Annotated in this window: 17 protein-coding genes and 1 tRNA gene; 5 read left to right on the plus strand and 13 right to left on the minus strand. The window is 65.4% G+C overall.

The features are described 5' to 3' along the window. Positions 1–40: 40 nt before the first annotated feature. The 8 genes from tssH to BLV92_RS32040 all read right to left on the minus strand — a co-directional run bounded on the left by tssH (position 41) and on the right by BLV92_RS32040 (position 8,725). Positions 41–2,677, minus strand: coding sequence for a type VI secretion system ATPase TssH (gene tssH / locus BLV92_RS12450; RefSeq protein ID WP_090545315.1), 2,637 nt, complete (start codon positions 2,675–2,677; stop codon positions 41–43). A gap of 45 nt (positions 2,678–2,722) precedes the next feature. Next, a complete protein-coding gene (gene tssG / locus BLV92_RS12455) occupies positions 2,723–3,706 on the minus strand; it encodes a type VI secretion system baseplate subunit TssG (RefSeq protein ID WP_090545317.1) in 984 nt (327 codons plus the stop codon). After that, complete coding sequence (gene tssF / locus BLV92_RS12460; protein WP_090545319.1) at positions 3,670–5,394, minus strand: type VI secretion system baseplate subunit TssF; 1,725 nt, start codon at positions 5,392–5,394, stop codon at positions 3,670–3,672. Before tssF ends, tssG begins: the two co-directional genes overlap by 37 nt. A gap of 22 nt (positions 5,395–5,416) precedes the next feature. Then, the gene (gene tssE / locus BLV92_RS12465; protein WP_090545321.1) at positions 5,417–5,845 is read right to left on the minus strand and encodes a type VI secretion system baseplate subunit TssE; all 429 of its coding nucleotides are present in this window, start codon (positions 5,843–5,845) and stop codon (positions 5,417–5,419) included. Positions 5,846–5,867: 22 nt separating this feature from the next. Further along, positions 5,868–6,356, minus strand: a complete 489-nt coding sequence (locus BLV92_RS12470; protein WP_090545323.1) for an Hcp family type VI secretion system effector — start codon at positions 6,354–6,356, stop codon at positions 5,868–5,870. Positions 6,357–6,484: 128 nt separating this feature from the next. Then, positions 6,485–7,972 carry a type VI secretion system contractile sheath large subunit gene (gene tssC, locus BLV92_RS12475; protein WP_090545325.1) on the minus strand — a complete coding sequence of 496 codons (1,488 nt, stop codon included), beginning with the start codon at positions 7,970–7,972 and terminating at the stop codon, positions 6,485–6,487. A gap of 20 nt (positions 7,973–7,992) precedes the next feature. Then, complete coding sequence (tssB, locus tag BLV92_RS12480) at positions 7,993–8,490, minus strand: type VI secretion system contractile sheath small subunit (protein ID WP_090545327.1); 498 nt, start codon at positions 8,488–8,490, stop codon at positions 7,993–7,995. An 82-nt stretch (positions 8,491–8,572) separates the two neighbouring features. Continuing rightward, the gene (locus tag BLV92_RS32040) at positions 8,573–8,725 is read right to left on the minus strand and encodes a hypothetical protein (RefSeq protein WP_167627044.1); all 153 of its coding nucleotides are present in this window, start codon (positions 8,723–8,725) and stop codon (positions 8,573–8,575) included. A gap of 213 nt (positions 8,726–8,938) precedes the next feature. Here BLV92_RS32040 and BLV92_RS12485 point away from each other — a divergent pair, with 213 nt between their 5' ends. Next, positions 8,939–10,741 (plus strand): ATP-binding response regulator, encoded by a 1,803-nt coding sequence (locus BLV92_RS12485; RefSeq protein ID WP_167627046.1) that lies wholly within the window; start codon positions 8,939–8,941, stop codon positions 10,739–10,741. Here BLV92_RS12485 and BLV92_RS12490 read toward each other — a convergent pair. Next, positions 10,714–11,382, minus strand: a complete 669-nt coding sequence (locus tag BLV92_RS12490; RefSeq protein WP_166676981.1) for a response regulator — start codon at positions 11,380–11,382, stop codon at positions 10,714–10,716. The two genes, BLV92_RS12485 and BLV92_RS12490, sit on opposite strands and share 28 nt — an antisense overlap. Before the next feature lie 665 nt (positions 11,383–12,047). Between BLV92_RS12490 and BLV92_RS33030 the strand changes: the two genes are divergently transcribed. The 4 genes from BLV92_RS33030 (at position 12,048) to BLV92_RS32905 (ending at position 14,620) form a co-directional block, all read left to right on the plus strand. Then, complete coding sequence (locus tag BLV92_RS33030; RefSeq protein WP_309147459.1) at positions 12,048–12,653, plus strand: RNA-directed DNA polymerase; 606 nt, start codon at positions 12,048–12,050, stop codon at positions 12,651–12,653. Between the two features lie 305 nt (positions 12,654–12,958). Next, entirely contained in the window at positions 12,959–13,414 is a 456-nt protein-coding gene (locus tag BLV92_RS31540) for a hypothetical protein (protein ID WP_143040681.1), read from the plus strand. Between the two features lie 376 nt (positions 13,415–13,790). Next, a complete protein-coding gene (locus BLV92_RS31545; RefSeq protein ID WP_143040682.1) occupies positions 13,791–14,528 on the plus strand; it encodes a hypothetical protein in 738 nt (245 codons plus the stop codon). Beyond that, positions 14,489–14,620, plus strand: a complete 132-nt coding sequence (locus BLV92_RS32905) for a hypothetical protein (protein WP_256216318.1) — start codon at positions 14,489–14,491, stop codon at positions 14,618–14,620. The genes BLV92_RS31545 and BLV92_RS32905 overlap by 40 nt, the downstream gene beginning before the upstream one ends. Positions 14,621–14,844: 224 nt before the next feature. Here the strand turns inward: BLV92_RS32905 and BLV92_RS12510 are convergent. From BLV92_RS12510 to pheT, 4 genes are all read right to left on the minus strand, one after another. Beyond that, positions 14,845–14,921: transfer RNA gene (locus BLV92_RS12510), tRNA-Pro, on the minus strand. Between the two features lie 78 nt (positions 14,922–14,999). Then, positions 15,000–15,398, minus strand: coding sequence for a MerR family transcriptional regulator (locus BLV92_RS12515; protein ID WP_090545334.1), 399 nt, complete (start codon positions 15,396–15,398; stop codon positions 15,000–15,002). A 100-nt stretch (positions 15,399–15,498) separates the two neighbouring features. Then, positions 15,499–15,909 (minus strand): integration host factor subunit alpha, encoded by a 411-nt coding sequence (locus tag BLV92_RS12520; protein WP_090545336.1) that lies wholly within the window; start codon positions 15,907–15,909, stop codon positions 15,499–15,501. 73 nt (positions 15,910–15,982) lie between these two features. Further along, the gene (gene pheT / locus BLV92_RS12525) at positions 15,983–18,436 is read right to left on the minus strand and encodes a phenylalanine--tRNA ligase subunit beta (RefSeq protein ID WP_090545338.1); all 2,454 of its coding nucleotides are present in this window, start codon (positions 18,434–18,436) and stop codon (positions 15,983–15,985) included. Between the last annotated feature and the right edge of the window lie 83 nt (positions 18,437–18,519).

Below are 18,519 nucleotides of genomic sequence, written 5' to 3' on the forward strand. Positions count from 1 at the left end.
GCGCCATGTCATTCAGTTGCGTTGGAAACCGGCTCGTGCGTCAGTCCGGAAACTTCACGACAAACTCGCTCTTTTCGTCCACGTCGAGCGCGATCCGTTCGAGCGGCTCGCCGCCGCTCATGCGCGACAGGATTTCCTGCGAGACGAGCGGCATCACGTTGCCGCGCAGAATGAAGTCGATGTTGCGCGCGCCGGTCTCGACCTCGGTGCAGCGCGCGGCGATCCGATCGACCACGGCGTCGCTGTACGAGAACGTCATCTTGTTGTTGCGCAGCAGGCGCTGCGCGATCTTGCCGAGCTTCAGGCGAACGATGCCCGCCAGTGCGTCGCGCGCCAGCGTGAAGTACGGGATCACCGTCATGCGCGCGAGCAGCGCGGGCTTGAAGTGGTTCGACAGGATCGGCCGCACCGCCGCGAGCAGCGAGTCGGCGTCGGGCCGTTCGCCGTCGGTCGTCATCTCGGTGATCACGTCGGTTGCGAGGTTCGAGGTCAGGAAAACGACCGTGTTCGAAAAGTCGATCTCCTTGCCTTCGCCGTCGGACAGCACGCCCTTGTCGAACACCTGATAGAACAGGTTCAGCACGTCGAGATGGGCCTTTTCGACTTCGTCGAGCAGCACGACCGAATACGGCTTCTGGCGCACCGCCTCGGTCAGCACGCCGCCTTCGCCGTAACCGACGTAACCCGGCGGCGAGCCGATCAGGCGGCTGACGTTGTGCTTCTCCTGGAACTCGCTCATGTTGACGACGACGGTGGACTTCTCGTCGCCGAACAGGATGTCGGCCACGCTCAGCGCGGTCTCGGTCTTGCCGACGCCGGACGGCCCGACCAGCAGGAACACGCCCATCGGCTGCTGCGGGTCCTTCAGGCCCGAGGTCGCGATCTTCAGCGTCTCGGCCACCGTGTGCAGCGCGTGGTCCTGGCCGCGAATCCGCGCCCGTAACGTGTCGCTCATGCGCATCACGCTGTCGGCCTGGTCGCGCAGCATCTTGCCGACCGGAATGCCGGTCCAGTCGGCAATGACCTTCGCGACCACGTCGGGATCGACGTCCACGCGCACCAGCGCCTGGTCGCCCTGGGTGCGCGCGAACGCGTCGCTCGCTTCTGCAATGCTCGCGGCGAGACGTTCAAGCTCGTCGTCCGACGCACCGTCGGCCTTCGCGTGCTGGCGCGCGGCGCGCGCTTCGAGCAGCGCCTGGGCCGCGCGCTGCTGGTCCTGCCAGGCGGCGCGCAATGCGTCCGCGCGTTCCCGCAGCGCCCCGAGTTCGACGTCGATCGCCGCGACCCGCGCGGCGTCCACCGGCTGCTGGTTGTCCGCGTCGCGCGCGAGACCGCGCTGCTCGCGTTCGAGCGCCTGGATCGCGCGCTCGGCGTCCTCCAGCACGTCGGGCTTCGCGCTTTGCAGCACCTTCACGCGCGCGCACGCGGTGTCGAGCAGATCGACGGCCTTGTCCGGCAACTGGCGGCCTGTGATGTAGCGGTTCGAAAGCTCGGCCGCCGCGACGATCGCGTCGTCGCGCATCACCACGCGATGCACGTCCTCGTATTTCTCCTTCAGGCCGCGCAGGATCAGGATCGCGGTCGGCAGGTCGGGCTCGTCGAGCTTCACGAGCTGGAAGCGCCGCGCGAGCGCCGCGTCCTTCTCGAAGTATTTTTTGTACTCGGCCCACGTGGTCGCGGCGACCGTGCGCAGTTCGCCGCGCGCGAGCGCCGGCTTGAGCAGGTTCGCCGCGTCCGACGTGCCGGCCTGGCCGCCCGCGCCGATCAGCGTATGCGCCTCGTCGACGAACAGGATGATCGGCTTCGCCGACGCCTTGATCTCGGAGATCACGCCCTTCAGCCGGTTCTCGAACTCGCCCTTCACGCTTGCGCCGGCTTGCAGCAGCCCCATGTCGAGGCCGAGGATCGTCACGTCCTTCAGCGATTCGGGCACGTCGCCATCGACGATGCGCAGCGCGAGCCCCTCCACCACCGCGGTCTTGCCCACGCCGGGATCGCCGACGCAGATCGGATTGTTCTTGCGCCGCCGCGCGAGGATGTCGACCATCTGGCGAATCTCCGCGTCGCGGCCGAACACCGGGTCGATGTCGCCGGCGCGGGCCTTCGCGGTGAAGTCCTCGCAGAAACGCGCGATCGCTCTGCCGTCGCCGGACGGCGCGCTCGCGGCCGCGCCGCCTGCCTCGCCGGCGCCCTGCGCGCCCGTCTCGATCGACGCGGCGCATACCGCCGCGAATCCGGTCAGCAGCGTCTCGCGGTTCAGCGCGCGCAGCGGCTCCGCGTAGTCGCCGGTCGCGTAGAACGTCACGCGCGCGAGCAGCGCGAGCAGCACCGCGCCCGAACGGATGCGCGACTCGTGCAGATTGACCGACGCGATCAGCCACGCGTCCTGCAACAGTTCGAGCAGCAGCGGCGAAAACGCGGGGCGCCCCGCATTGCCGGTCCGCATCCCCTCGATCGAGAAGTCGATCGCGCGCTTGACCTGCGCGGCGTCGATGTCGTGCTGGCGCAGCAGCAGCGCGATGTCCGCCTGATGGTCGTCGAACAGCTTCGCGAGCAGATGCTCGACCGTGATCTCGTAGTGGCTCCGGCTCACGCAAAGCCCGACGCCGTCCTCCAGCGCCTGCTTCGCGTAGGCGTTGAGGCGCCCCACGAGGGGCTTGAGTTCGACTAGCAGCATGACGGACCTCCAAAGGCTTCGAAAATGGAATGAATGGGCATGCGCTCAGAGCCGGAATTTCACGCGCGTCACCGGGTCGCCCGGCTGCGGCGCGAGCCAGGTGTCGAGGCCGACACGCGACCACGCGTTGCCGCCCAGCCGGGCCGGCTGCGGGTCGTCGGCGCGCAGCGCGATCTCGACTTCGACGAGCAGCGGATCGATCAGGTAAAAGCGCACGAGAAACCGCAACTGCGCGTGTCCCGGCATGCCCGGCAACAACTGGTGAAACAGCGCATGCGGCACGTCCGAGAAGCGGATGCGCAACTGGTTCGCGTAATCGTCGACCTCGGAACCGAGCCACGCGCCCTCGCCGAGCTGATGTCCCCGCACGCCGAGACGGCACCGCTGATCGTCGGGAATCGGCACGGCCTGCGGCACGCAGCACTCGATCCCGACGCGCACTTCCGGCCACGCGTCGGCCAGCATCGTGCGCAGGCCCGACGCGCTGCGCGGACGCTGGCCGAGCAGCGCCGCATAACGCAGCAGCAGCGCGCTGCCGGGCTGCAGCCGCGCGCGCAGGTCCGCGTCGTCCAGCCCGACGAACGCATACAGACGGCCGAGCACGGTGGCGTCGCCGTCCTCGACGACCCGCTGTTCGAGCCGGTACTTCGACCACGCATCGAACAGCAGCGGGTACATCGCGTAATGCACGATGTCGAGGAATTCGCGGGTCGCGTGCCGCCCTTCCCGCTCCTCGTCGAACAGGTCCTCGGTGTAGAAGGTCGGCAGCGGCGACGCGACGCCGTACAGGCCGAAGAAGTTCGCCGTGATGCGATGACGCCCGTCCGGCAGCGCGTCGATCGCAGCGATGTCGCTCTCGGGAAAATCGAGGCCGAGCTTGGGCCGCACGCGCGGTTCGCGCGGCTCGCCGCCGGCGTTGCGGTCGAACAGCCGCAACAGCCGGATGGCCTGGAAATAGGCAAACCGCTCGCCGTGCGCGAGCAGTTCGCCCTTCACAGAAGCGTCTGCTGCCCGAGTCTCGGCGGCCATTTGAAAAGCATCCCCGAAAGAGAGTCCTCCAGCTCGACGCGCGTATAGGAATTGATCCCCGCGTAATCGGCCAGAAAGTGTTCGAGCACGCAACCGAACAGATACAGGTCGCCGATGCCCGCGTAATAGTCCTGGCGGCACCGGATGCGGATGCACTGCCCGCGCAGCACGCCGCCGCGTCCGACGAGCCGCGTCTCCGGGCTCGCGGTGACGCTCTGGATGCCGTCGATGCGGCGCCGGTTCGCCGCCGCCGCGCCCTGCTCCTGGCGGTCGCCGTGCACGTAGAGGTTCAGCATGCCTTGCAGCGTCGGCGCGTCGGCGATCGACAGGAAGTTCAGCGACACGTGCGAGATCAGGCGCCACAGCATCGCCTCGCCGGTCGGCGGCTCCTGCGCCGGCGTGACCGGACGGATGTTCCGGAACGATAGACGGTCGGGCGACGTGCTGGTCGGCTGGCTGATGTCGCCGAGCCGCAGGCTCTCCGGCAGCGACCGGTTCGTGCAGGTGATGCGGATCGACAGCGTCTCCGGCTCCAGCGCGTCGCCCGGCGGATAGTTCAGCGACAGGAACGTCTCGTTGCCGCGCCCGACCGTCGCCTGCCGCTGCGTCGCGCGATAGCTGAGCTTCGCGCCGCGCCCGTCGTGCCGGTACAGGCCGAACGGGTAATACACCCGCTCCTGCGCCGCGCCTTGCTGGTAGCCGACGACCTGGTCGATCGAATAGACGCGGTAATGCGCGCGGTCCCGGCCCTCGGGCACCACCCGGTACTCGCTCGCGCGATGCTCGTGGCTGATCGGATCGGCCGCGTGCTCGAACAGGTTGATCGCGGGCGTCACGTTGATCATCACGCTGCCGGCGCGAATCTCCGGCATCCATTCGGGCAGCCGGTCGAGCGTGATCGACACGCTGAACGCCGTGCCGTTGCCGCGGCGCGTCCAGCCCTGCAAACCCTCGATGTCGACGAACAGGAATTTCTCCGGCTGCACGAAGAACTCCTGCAACCGCTGGTAGCCCTGGAACGCATGGCTCGGATACGGCAGCATCGCGTCGTCGAAACCGGACACGCGCAGGCAGCGCGGACCCGGCGCGAAATGCTCGCCGCCGCCGGACAGGCATACGGCCGTCACGTGATGGGTCAGCAACAGCAGCAGCCGGGTCGCGTCGCCATAACCGCCGCCGAGAAAGAGGCGCAGGCGGTCCGCCTGCCACTGCGACAGGTCGAGGCCCTGCAACGCGAAGTCGAGCACGAGCACGGGCGCGGTCCCCGCCTGGCTCTGCACGCTGACCTGCGTGAGCTGCAGCGGCTGCACGTCGAGGTCCGCGGTGGTGCGGAACCGGCACGGCGTGCCGTCCACCGGCAGCGACGCCAGTTCGGTCCCGGCCGGCACGCGCGCCGGCTCGGCGAGCGGTCCCTTCGGCGTGAACGCGATCATCGTGGACGCCGGCACCGGCCGCAGATAATGCGGAAACAGCAGGTTCGCCAGTTCCTGGACGAACTCCGGAAACTCGTCGTCGAGCTTCTGGCGGGTCAGGCCCGTGAGGAACGCCACCCCTTCGAGCAGACGCTCGACATCGGGGTCGGCCGACGTGCCGGACAGCATCGGCGCAAGCGCCGGGTTGTGCTGCGCGAATTCAACCGCCAGTCCCTTGAGCTTGTTGAGTTCGTCTTCGTAGTAGCGATTGAACATGAAACCAGCGGGACCGGGGCGGTTAATAGTGATGCGACGAGACGATCTCGACCTTGCCGCTCGACGCCACCGAAGTGGAAAGCTGCAACGGGATGTCGCGCGCGTCGACCTCCAGCCGCCCCTCCAGCGAGAAGCGGATCGACAGCACGTCGGTGCCCTCGTGACTGAGCACGACCTTCGGCGACTTGAGGCGCGGTTCGTACTTCAGCACCATGCGGCGGATCTCCTCCTCGATCTCGCGAGTGGACCCCGCCGCCATGCCGCCCGCGAGATTGGTGAAGTCCGGCACGCCGAACTGAGGATCGATCTGCACGCTGCCCTGCCTCGTGTTGAGCAGACGTTGCAGATGATCCATCACCGAGCGCACCAGGATATCGACCTGGGTCTGGTTCGTGCGGCCTTCGGCGATCTCCCAGTGGGCGATGCGTTCGAGCAGCCGACGTTCCCTCACGATATCCTCGCGCGCAGGCCGGTCAGGACTTCGGCGCGAGCCAGGAGTCCTCGGCCTCGATGCCGTCCGGATCGAACGTCCACGTGACCTTCTCGTAAGTGAACGAGATGTCCTCCATGTGGCCCATCTGCTGGTTCGCCTGCGACAGGCAGTTCGGCGTCCACGCGCGGATGTTCGTCAGGATCGCGTTCGACAGCTTCACGGTGTAGTACTTCTCTTCCGTGCCCTTCGGCGAGATGCGGTAATACTCCAGCGTCACGTCCTTCATCTGCTCGCCCGACGTCAGCGCCTGGAACAGCTTCGGCGACGACTTGTCGATTTCCTTCGTCAGCGTCATCGGCAGGTGGACGCGCTTGCCGGTCGGCAGGCCGGTCTGCGGGCTCTTCGGGATCTCGATCGTGTGATCGACCGCCTGCACGAGAATCTTCCCCTCGTGACCCTTGATCTTCGTGGACCCTTCGATCTTCCCCTGGTTCTGTCCTTCGAGGACGAGATAACACGGCATCGGCATGGTCGTTTCTCCTGCAACAGGTTGATTGTGATTCGATGCACCGTGGTCCGGTGCTCCCGCACGGCGCGGGCCGTGCGTAAAAACCATCTCGGGCAATTCATGCGAATCCCCCGCGACACCGGCGCACGTTATTTCTTGTCGAGCTTGCCGACGAGCGACAGCGTGAACGACGCGCCCATGTACTTGAAATGCGGGCGCACCTTCAGATCCACGCGATACCAGCCCGGATCGCCTTCGACGTCGGCCACGGTGATCTCGGCCTGGCGCAGCGGTCGGCGGCTGCGGACCCCTTCGGCCGGGTTGTCCATGTCGGCGACGTACTGGCGGATCCACACGTTCAGCTCGCTTTCGAGATCGCCGCGCTCCTTCCACGTGCCGATGTTCTCGCGCTGGATCACCTTGATGTAGTGCGCGAGGCGGCTCACGACGAACATATACGGCAGTTGCGTGCTGAGCTTGTAGTTAAGCTCGGCCTCCTTGCCTTCCTTGCTGTTGCCGAAGAACTTCGGCTTCTGCGCGGAATTCGCGGAGAAGAACGCCGCGTTGTCGCTGTTCTTGCGCATCGTGAGCGCGATGAAACCCTGCTCGGCCAGTTCGAACTCGCGCCGCTCGGAGATCAGCACCTCCGTCGGGATCTTGTTCTGCAACTCGCCCATCGACTCGTACGTGTACACCGGCAGATCGTTGACCGCGCCGCCGCCCTGCGGCCCGATCACGTTCGCGCACCAGCGGTAGTCGGCGAAACTCTCGGTGAGGCGCGACGCGAACGTGAACGCCGCGTTGCCCCACAGGAACTGGCCGTTGCCGCCGGACACGTCCTCGGTATAGCTGAACTTCTTCGCCGGCACCGTATCCGGGCCATACGGCACGCGCAGCAGGAAATGCGGCAGCGTGAGGCCGATGTAACGCGCGTCTTCCGTCTCGCGAAACGAGTTCCACTTCACGAACTGCGGCCCTTCGAATACCGACGACAGGTCCTTCAGGTTCGGCAACTGGTCGAACGAATCGACGCCGAAAAACTGCGGGCCCGCCGCCGCGATGAACGGCGCATGCGACATGGCCGACACGCTCGCCGCGTACTGAAGCAGCTTGATGTCCTGGCCGCCCGGCCCGAATTCGTAGTTGGCGACGATTGCGCCGAACGGCTGGCCGCCGAACTGGCCGTACTCGGCCGTGTAGAGATTCCGGTAGAGGCCCGACTTCGTGATGTCGGCCGCGTCCTGGAAATCGTCCAGCAGCTTCGACTTGCTGACGCTCAGCAACTGGAGCTTCACGTTCTCGCGGAAATTCGTGCGGTCCACGAGGAATTTCAGCGAGCGCCACGCCGATTCGAGCCGCTGGTAATCCGCGTGATGCAGGATCGCATCGACCTGCGCGCACAGCTTGCGGTCGAGGTCGGCGATCATGCCGTCCACCGTCGCCTGGGTGACGCGCTCGACGCTGCGCTGCGGTTCGAGCAGTTGCGAAATGAAGGCCTGAATGCCCTGCTTCGTGATCGAATACGCGTCGTCGCCCGGCTTGATCCGCGCCGATTCGATCAACTGGTCAAGCAGCGAGTCGCCGCCCGCTTCGGCAGGAGCGGCGGCCGCATCCTGTTGTTTTTGCTCTTCGCTCATGGATGGTCTCTCGCGCGCGATCAGTTGTTGTCCTGGATGCCGAGTTCCGACAACAGGCGTGCGCGCACGCCCTCGTCGCCGATCAGCTCCTGGACCTTCCTGCGGAAATCGGGGATGTTGCCGAGCGGCCCCTTGAGCGCTTTCAGCGCATCGCGCAGCGCGATCATCTGGCGAAGCTCCGGCACCTTGTCGACGAGCGCGTCGGGCCCGAAGTCGTCGATGGAATCGAACTTCACGTTGACCGCCAGCACCGAGTCCGGCCCGGCGCTGCTGTCCAGCCGGTTCGGCACGCTCAGGTCGAGCGACAGCTTCTGCGCCTTCAGGACGTCGTTGAAATTGTCCTTGTTGACATCGACCGGCTTCATTTCCTCGATCGGCGTATCGTCGTCGCGCAACGTGTAGTCGCCCAGCACGAGCAGCTTCAGAGGAAGTTCGACTTCGGCCTTGGCATCGCCGGTGGCCGGGCGATACACGATATTGACACGCTCCTTCGGAGCGACGGATCCATCAGAAGCCACAGTGGTTCTCCTCAAAGGAAAAAAAGCCGGAGCAGGAACAACGTCAACACAGCCCGGATCGACGCAGCGATCCCGCAGTCGATCAATCGCGAAAATCGCGAAACGGCCGCGCCCGATCACGTCTCGACTTCGAATCGCGCAGGCCCGGAAGCACCAGCAACTCGACCACGCCGAGCAGCAGCACGACAAAAATCACCAGCGCCACCAGCGCCACCAGGCAGAAGATCGCACCCATCGGGCTGCCTGCCTCGCGACGTCGAGCGCATTGCGGCGACACCGTCGACTGCTTTCCTGTCCACGCAGAGCCAGGCGGCGCAAACGTCGGTGCTGAATGGCGGCTACGTTAAGCCCATGCCAGGCGCACGTCATTACTACTTTGGTAGCGGCCTACTACTTTGGTATTAGGGCGGTCTTGCCAAAGTCCGGCATCCGGTGTTCCATACGCTCCATGAAACAGAATCCGTCCGCTCCGAATCCCGCCTGCGATTCGCTCGACGCCGAAGTCGTCGCCACCGCGATACGCGAGCATCAGCGCAACCAGCCGATCGCTTTGCTGGCGAGCGCCGGCGCGCCGGTTTTCGTGATCCTGGAAGTCGCGCCGATCGCGCCGGCCGCGATCTGGGCGAGCTGGCTCGCCGTGATGGCCGCCCAGGTGGGCGTGCGCATCCTGTTTCTGCTGATCTGGTTGCGCGAGAAACCTGGCACCCGCGCGATGGGCCGCTGGGGCCGCTGGGCGGTATGGAGCCAGTTGGCGTCGGGCATCGCGTGGGGCGGCGGGGCGGTCCTGCTCAACCCGGCCGGGGCCATGGAACAGCAGTTGTTCCTGACGCTGATCGTTTCGATGCTGGCGACGACTTCGGGCGGCGCGTTCGCGACGGTGCGCAACGCGTTTCTGGCTTTCTACCTGCCGTGCATGCTGCCGCTGCCGTTCATGCTGTTCTTCATCGGCGGCAGCGCCGGCTGGCTGACCGGCATCATGCTGCTGCTCTACTCGTTCTTCTTCGCGCGCTTTTCGCTGCGCACCAACCGCAACATGCTGGAATCCATCCGGCTGCGGCTGGAACAGACGCTGCTGGCCCAGGCACTGGCCGACCGCACCGCCATCGCGGAAACCGCCGTCGCGGACAAGTCCCGCTTCCTCGCCTCCGCCAGCCACGACCTGCGCCAACCGATGCACGCACTGACGCTGTTCGTCGAGGCGCTGAAATCCGCCGACACCGCAGCAGCGCGCGACGGCCTCGTTCACAACATCGAGCAGTCGCTGATGGCGATGGATTCGCTGTTTCTCGCGCTGCTCGACGTGTCGAAACTGGATGCGGGCGTGGTGCGGCCGTCGCTGACGGATCTGCCCGCGCAGACGTTGCTCGACCGCGTCGCGCTCAATTTCACCGGGCCGATGGCGTCGAAGGGGCTGCGCCTGACCGTGCTGCCCTCCACCGCGTGGGTGCGCGGCGATCCGGGGCTGTGCGAGCAGATGCTCAACAACCTGGTGTCCAACGCGCTGCGCTATACGCAGACCGGCGGCGTGCTGGTCGGCTGCCGGCGCGACGGCGCGGACGTGCGCTTCGTCGTGTACGACACCGGCATCGGCATCGAGGCGTCCGCGCTGAACGAAGTGTGGAAGGAGTTCGTGCAGATCGGCAACCCGGAGCGGGATCGCCGCAAGGGGCTCGGTTTGGGGCTCGCGATCGTGCGGCGCATCGCCGATTTGCTCGACGCGCCGATTTACGTGCGTTCGCAACCGTCGCGCGGCTCGGTCTTCGGGTTTTCGCTGCCCCGCGCGCGGCCCAGGGCGAACTTCGGCCCGTGCGCGCCGGTATCGGTCGACACCGTGGACACGACCGTGCTCGCCGGGTGCTTCGTCGCGGTGCTGGACGACGAAATCCACATCCGCGAGGCGATGCTGGCGCTGCTGCGCAGTTGGGGCGTGGAAGTCGCCGCCGCGCACACCTGCGCGGCGCTCGTCGAACTGCTGAACGCGGCGGGTCGCGCGCCGGACGCGCTGATCTGCGACTACCGGCTGGCCGGCGGGGCCAGCGGCATCGACGCGATACACCGCGTGCGCGACGAATTCAACGACGACATCCCCGCGCTACTGGTGACCGGCGACACCGCGGCCGACCGTCTGATCCAGGCCGAGGCCAGCGGCCTGCCGCTGCTGCACAAGCCGGTGAAGCCGCAACAACTGCGCCGCACGCTGGCGGCGATGATCCGGCAGAGGACCTACCGCGCGCCGCTAATGCCGAACTGACGGGCCTGCACCACGGCCTGGGTGCGGCTGACGACGCCGAGCACCTTGAAGATGGCGGTCACATGAACCTTGACAGTGTTTTCGGCCAGATCGAGCCGCTGCGCGATTTCCTTGTTGGAAAGCCCTTCGCACAGGCCCTGGAGCACCTGCCGCTGGCGCAGCGTGAAGCCGTGTTCGTCCTCGCGTCCGTTGGCATCGGCGGATGCCGACGCCAGACCGGCGAACGCTTCCAGCATGGAGGCCGGAATGTAGCAGCCGCCGTCGAGCACCTGCCGCAGTGCGTTCTGGAGTTCCTGCGGGCGCAGGGATTTCGGCACGAAGCCGCGCGCGCCCGCCGCGATCGCGGCTTTCGCGTCGGACGCCTGCTCCGACGCCGACACCATCGCGATGGGCGTGCTGGGCAGCAACTGGCGCAGCAGCGGGATGGCGGCGATGCCGTTCATGCGCGGCAGCGCGTAGTCGATCAGCACGAGGCGCACGACGGACGCCATCGCCACTTCCAGGGCCGACTGGACGTCGCCGACGCCGACGATGTGCGCATCCGGCATCAACCCGTGCAGCAGCGGACACAGCGCTTCGCGGAACAGCGGGTGGTCGTCGATGATGAGCAGGGTGGGTTTGGCAGGAGGAATCTTCACCACAGCATAATTTCGTGACTTTCCAGCAGTCTGTCGGACGATGGGCCTCGCGCGTCCGTTGTGGAACGCCGGCGCGCGGGCGATCGGTATGCGTAATCGTTTGCTTAACGGCAGAAGGTGGAGATACTTGAGGGAGGTGGGGTGCCAAGCGCCTCGACTCGGTGGCATTCGAGCCCACGCCCGATGCCAATCCGGCAGCGTCGGGCCTGGATGGCCAGCCGCGCAAACGCTCGGGCAAATCGCTTGCGGACAAGAGCAACGCTGACAGTGCGTTATTGGCGGCGCAAAAATTCACTATTGGTCATCATGCTATCCGCCGGGCCGTTCGTTATGCTTCGTCATCACGCGGCCGAAGCCGCGCGAGGGATGGGCCGCCGGGTTTCGCGACTGCGTCGTGCACCCCCTGCCCTACAACCGCGTCGGCCCACGCTTCGAGCGTTCGTTCAGCGCGGACACGCAGGCCTGCATCAAGGGGCGCGGAACGCTGCGTGAAGCGGAAAGCCTCGAATCGAAGATCCGGTCGATCATGCAGAACGGGTCGCGACCGGCGTACTACCTGAAGTGCGATCTCGCGAACTTCTTCGTCAGCATCGACAAGCGCGTGCGGCTCGATCTGCTGCTGGCGAAGATCCCCGAGCCGTTCTGGCGCGCGCTGACCGAGACCGCTGATGCACGATCCACGGGCCGACTTCGCCCACCGCGGCGACCCGGCGCGGATGAATCTCGTGCCTCTGCAAAAGCGCCTGCTCGGCCAGCTCGCCCATCTCGGGCTACCGATCGGCAACCTGTCGAGCCAGTTTTTCGCGAACGTCTATCTCGACGTGCCCGACCCGCACGCGAAGCACCAGTTGCGCGCGCGGCACTATGTCCGCTACGTCGACGACTTCGTGTTCCTGCACGAGTCGGCCGGCTGGCTGAACGCAGTGTTCGCCGACGTGACGGCGTTCCTGCCCGAGCGCCTCGGCCTGCAGATCAATCCGCGCAAGACGATCCTTCAGCCGATCGACCTCGGCGTCGACTTCGTCGGTCAGGTGATCAAGCCGTGGCGCCGCGAGACACGCAAGCGCACGCGCAACGAGGCGTTGGGCCGGATTGCCGCAACGCCGGCCACCGACCTGATGCAGGTCGCCAATTCCTGTTTCGGCCTGCTACGACCGGCGACCGCCAGCCATCACGATCGCGCCACGCTCGCGAATGGTCTGCGCCCGCGTGGCCATGCTGTCGATGCGGCGTTCACGAAGATCTATTGGGGCTCCGCATCGGGGGTTGACTGAAATGCGAGTCGGCCAACCTGTGAGCATGTTTCTCTGCAAACTCAAGGGCCTCGGCTTCGTCGGCAAACTCCAGGGCCCCGTCGATCTTGCGCTCTTCAGCCGGAGCAACGCCGTGATTTGTTTCGATGATCCAGTTCGTCCATCCATTCGGAGTGCGGATGGCATGGAAGACGTACTCGAAGTCACCGATGCGGAAATGATTATGGTCCACGTCGCACCCTCCAAAGTTGACTACGTAATTGGACAGTACCACAACGCTTGTCCGGTGCAATCAGACCCATCAATCCCTTCATTGCGAGACAGGCATGAGCGACGTCCCGGAACATCTGAACTGCTCGCAGGCGCGCGCTGCAGCTGTTCGCAAGCGACCAGTAGCCGCAGCGTTACCGCAGGTTTCTTCCAGGCCGACTGAGCGCGGCATCTATGCATGGATCGCTGAAGCACCCGGCAATGTCCAGGCTCCATTAGCAGATGCTGCGCGGGCCGGGCCGACGACGACGGTTCTGCTGGATGGCAGCGCATTCACGGTCGGGAGCCTGCCACTTTCGAAAGAGCACTGGCTGTATGCACCGCGCTGCGAGGAGTGGGACGAGGCGCGCGATACGACCGCCGATACACCCCATCCGATCCTAACGCACAGGCAGCGCGATGCCGTCGTCGCGGCCGTGCGCTATGCCGTGCGCGGCGCGACGATGTGCGGCAAGGAGGCGGACTTCGATCCGGATGCACTCGTTCAGAACGCTGTCTATGCGCTGTTCTAGCCGACGACGCCGCTCCCGCGCAGCAGGCGGTATCACTGGCGGACCATGCGCGCGATGCGGCACGGTGTCGGTGGCTGCGTGACACGCGGGCCGATGCGACCGATTTTCGGTATGCCTCGCTCGAAATCTACATTCCTGTTCCGAAGCGCGACCCGGATGCGACGCCCCGGCAACATGCCGAATGCGTCGATGCCGCCATCGACGCCGCCCCGCAATCCCATTCCGAAGGAACCCGTAATGCTAAATTCAAGGCACGCATCGGCAGAGAGATACCGAAGGAAGGCATGACGCGCGTCGTGTTTTCGATCCGCACATCGCGCGGCAATCGCCTTGAACTCGATGGCGTATATGACGAGACAGTGGCCTCGCGCGGCGCGTGCAGGCGAAGCACGGCGCGTACTATTTTTTTGCGCCGGCGCCGACACGCAACCCATGGACCGGCAAGATCCAGACGTGGATCCGGTTGTGCTCGATCGCCGACGGCGAGCCCGAGAGGTATTCGAAGCTCGGCGAGCGGATCGGCAACAGGAAGCTCGTCGATGGGACGATGCCCAGCCTGTGCGAGGCCTGGAAGGACCGCAAGCTGGGGCGATACAGCGATGAAGTGCAGAAGGAATACAAACGCATGGCCGATGCGATGGCGGCCGCCTTTGAGGACTACACTGTCGCGCAAGTGACGACGAAGGACTGCGCCGACTTCCTGCGCGACGACTTCAAATCGAAGCACAACACCGCGCAGAAATACGCGAACGTGTTGCGCAAGATGTTCAGGTTCGCGATCAGCGAGCGAGGCTTTGGGCAGGACAACCCGTGCGACCAGCTCGACCTGTCCGACTACCAGACGAAGCGCCGCGAGGTGCTGCCGGCGCACGACGCGATCAAGGCGATCCGCGATGCCGCGCTGATTGGGAAGGACGGTCTGCCGACGGAGTCAGGGCCGATGTCCAGTGCATCGTCGACATGTCGTACCTCGTGTGGCAACGCGCGATCGACGTGCGCACGCTCCTTGAAGCACGGATCGGCCTCACGGCAATCCGGTTCAAACCGTCGAAGAAGGCGACCAGGAGCGGCAAGGTGCTGGACGTCGAGATCACCCCACAGATCCGGGCCGTGATCGAGCGGGCCAAGGCGATCAAGAAGAAGTATCAAATCATCAGCCCGTTCCTTTTTCCGACGCAGAAAGGCGGCGCGTATTCGAAGACCTAGCTGCACTCGATGTGGCGCCGCGCGAAGGAGCGCGCCGGCGTGAGCGTCGGGATCCAGTTCAAGGACCTGCGCGCACTGGGTGCGACAGACGCCGCGAAGGCCGGCAAGGGCCGCGCAGAAATACCGACGCGCCTCGCTCACACCACTAAAAACCGCTGTACGTACGCCCAACGTTGACGCAATAGAAAAAACCCGCACAGCATTGAACTGTGCGGGTTCTATTCTGGTCGGGGCGAGAGGATTTGAACCTCCGACCACCTGCACCCCATGCAGGTACGCTACCAGGCTGCGCTACGCCCCGAAAGCGTGAGAGTATAACAGACCCTCGCGCCGTTTAGAACCGCGCCGCAGCCGCAAAAACCGCTGGCGCGCAACGCGTTCAATGTCCGAGCACATCGAGCACATGCAGCAGATCCTTGCGCAACTGATCGACGTCCACCGTCGCGGTCGTCACCGGCGTCGCGGCTTCGTCCGCCGCTTCCTGCTCCGCCGGCTCGCCGATCACCGCGCCGTGCGAATCGAGCCGGTTGCGCGCGCCGTTTATCGTGAACCCCTGCTCGTACAGCAGTTCGCGAATCCGCCGGATCAGCAGCACTTCGTGATGCTGATAGTACCGGCGGTTGCCGCGCCGCTTGACCGGCTTCAACTGCGTGAACTCCTGTTCCCAGTAACGCAGCACATGAGGCTTCACGCCGCACAGCTCGCTCACTTCACCGATCGTGAAGTAGCGCTTCGCGGGAATCGGAGGCAAGACGACCTTTTCGATTGTCGATGTCATCGCCGGTTTGCCGTCGTGGTGGTTGCGGAATCGCGCGCTGCTGCAGGGTAACGTTTGCGTTCGCGTCGAGACAACCGACGCGCATGCGCCGTATCAGCGCTCAGCGGCCGTAGCTCGCATCGGCGCCGTTCTCGACCAGCGCCTTCAGCTTCTGGCTCGCATGGAACGTGACGACCCGACGCGCGGCGATCGGAATCGCCTCACCCGTCTTCGGATTGCGGCCGGGACGCTGCGGCTTGTCGCGCAACTGGAAATTGCCGAAGCCCGACAACTTCACGCTGTCGCCGCTTTCAAGCGCATCGCGAATCACCTCGAAGAACGCCTCGACCATGTCCTTCGCCTCCCGCTTGTTGAGCCCGACATTGTCGAACAGCAGTTCCGCGAGTTCGGCTTTGGTCAGCGTGGGCGTTTCCGTCGAAGCGGCCGCCGATGCGGCCGGAAGATCGCGAGTCATGGCGCTACGCTGTGCCGCAAGAAGGGCTTCGAAATCACTCGAGTTCATTTCGTTCATCTATCTATGAAATGGCGCAATCCGGACACGTGGGCCGCATCCGGAAATCCAGCTTTACGCGAGAAACCTCGCATCATCCGCGCAAACGGGCGCCATACACTCGAGCCAGGCGATCCACCAGGGACTTGATGGCCGCATCGACCGTTTCGTCCTGAAGGGTTCCGCCAGTATCTTGCAAGGTCACCCGGAAGGCAAGGCTTTTCTCGTCTGCGCCAAGTCCGGAAGTGTTTGATTTTGCACGAAATTCATCGAAAAGTGCAACCTTTTGGACGATCCGGCACGCATCGTCCGTAAGCCCCTTTCCGATCTCGTCCAGCAGCGCCTGAACCTCGATCTTCTGGTCCACGACGAGCGCGATGTCGCGCCGCACCGGCGGGAACTTCGACACGTCGGATGGCACCGGCAGCGCACGCGCCATCAGCGCGTCGGCCTCGACTTCGAACAGGATCGGCGCATGCGGCAAGTCGTACTTCTGCATCCAGCGCGGATGCAGTTCGCCGATCCAGCCGACCGCGCGGCCATCGACTTCGACGCGCGCACTGCGTCCCGGATGCAGCGCCGGATGCTCCGCCTTCACGAAACGCGCGGCATTTGCCGCACCGAGCGGCGCGAACAACGCTTCGAGATCGCCCTTCATGTCGAAGAAATCGACCGCGCGCGTCGGCGCGCCCCACTGCTCTTCGAGCGCCGGGCCATACGCGAGCGCGCCGATCATCTTCGGCTGTGCGAAACCTTCGACGCTCATCTCGCCGGCCTTGATCGCCGGGTCATGCAGGAACACGCGGCCCGCCTCGAACACGCGGATGCGATCCGCGCGACGGTTCAGGTTGTAGCGCAGCACGTTGATGAGGCTGCCGAACAGCGTCGTGCGCATCACCGACAACTGGCTCGCGATCGGGTTCAACAGACGCACCGGCTTGTCGTTGCCCGCGAAGTCGCGCTCCCACTCTTCGTCGACGAAACTGAAGTTCACCGTCTCCGCGTAGTCGCGCGCGGCGAGCGCGTGACGGATCGCGTGAATCGAACGCTTCGTTTCGTGGGTCGCGCGCATCTCGCTCTTCGCGACGGGCGGACGCGCCGGAATCTTCTCGAAGCCGTAAATCCGCGCGACTTCTTCGATCAGGTCTTCCTCGATCTCGATGTCGAAGCGATACGGCGGCGGCGTCACGCTGAACGTGTCGCCGTCGTCGCCGGCCTGGCGCTCGAACGGCAGGCCGAGGCGCGTGAAGATCTGCGCGATCTCGTCGGCCGAAATCGCGACGCCGATGATGCGGTTTGCGCGCGCGACGCGCATCGTCACCGGCTCGCGCTTCGGCACGTTCAGCGTCTGGTCGTCGACCGGGCCGGCGCTGCCGCCGCAGATGTCGATGATGAGCTGCGAGATGCGCTCGATGTGCTCGACAGTCGTGGACCAGTCGACGCCGCGCTCGAAACGATGGCCCGCATCGGTCGAAAAATTGTAGCGGCGCGAGCGGCCGCGAATGCTGTCCGGCCACCAGAACGCGGCCTCGACATAGATGTTCTTCGTGTCGAGCGACACCGCGGTGCTGTCGCCGCCCATGATGCCGGCAAGACTCTCGATCTCGCGATCGTCGGCGATCACGCCGACCGTCCCGTCGACTTCGACGGTGTTCCCGTTCAGCAGCTTCAGCTGCTCGCCGGGGCGGCCCCAGCGCACGTCCATCGAGCCGTGGATCTTGTCGAGGTCGAACACGTGCGACGGACGGCCCAGTTCGAGCATCACGTAGTTCGAGATGTCGACGAGCGCGGAGATGCTGCGCTGGCCCGAGCGTTCGAGGCGCTCGACCATCCATTGCGGCGTCTTCGCATGCGCATCGACGCCGCGGATCACGCGGCCCGAGAAGCGGCCGCACAGATCCGGCGCGGACACCTTGACGGGCAGCTTCTCGTCGAGCGTCGGCACGACCGGCGTGAACACGGGCGCCTTCAGCGGCGCGCCGGTGATCGCGGCGGTCTCGCGCGCGACGCCGAACACCGACAGGCAGTCCGCCTTGTTCGGCGTGAGCTTGATTTCGAAGATCGTGTCGTCGAGGTTCAGCGTGCGGCGGATGTCTTCGCCGACCGGCGTGTCGTCGGGGAGAATCAGCAGGCCGCTATGGTCCTCGGACAGCTTCAGCTCGCGCGCGGAGCATAGCATCCCCTGGCTCTCGACGCCGCGCAGCTTCGACAACTTGATCGCGAACGGCGCACCGCCCTCTTCGGCCGGCGGCAGTTGCGCGCCGACGAGCGCGACCGGCACCTTGATGCCCGGCTTCACGTTCGGCGCGCCGCAGACGATGTTCAGCGTCGCGCCGGTGCCCGCATCGACCTGGCACACGTTCAGCTTGTCCGCGTCCGGGTGCTTGACGACTTCGAGCACCTTGCCGACGACGATCTTCGACGTCGGCGGCGCGGCCGGACGCAGCCCTTCGACTTCGAGGCCGGCCATCGTCAGCGCGTGCGCGAGCTCGTCGGTCGACAGTTGCGGATCGACGAAGGTTCTCAGCCAGGATTCAGGGAATAACATTTGATTTACGTTCCAGACAGGTTATGACCGTCGCGGCGGCCTGCGCGCGATGTCGCGCAGGGATTCGCGCCGCGTGCTGCTGC

It is taken from the genome of Paraburkholderia caballeronis (assembly GCF_900104845.1).
Classification (GTDB): Bacteria; Pseudomonadota; Gammaproteobacteria; order Burkholderiales; family Burkholderiaceae; genus Paraburkholderia; species Paraburkholderia caballeronis.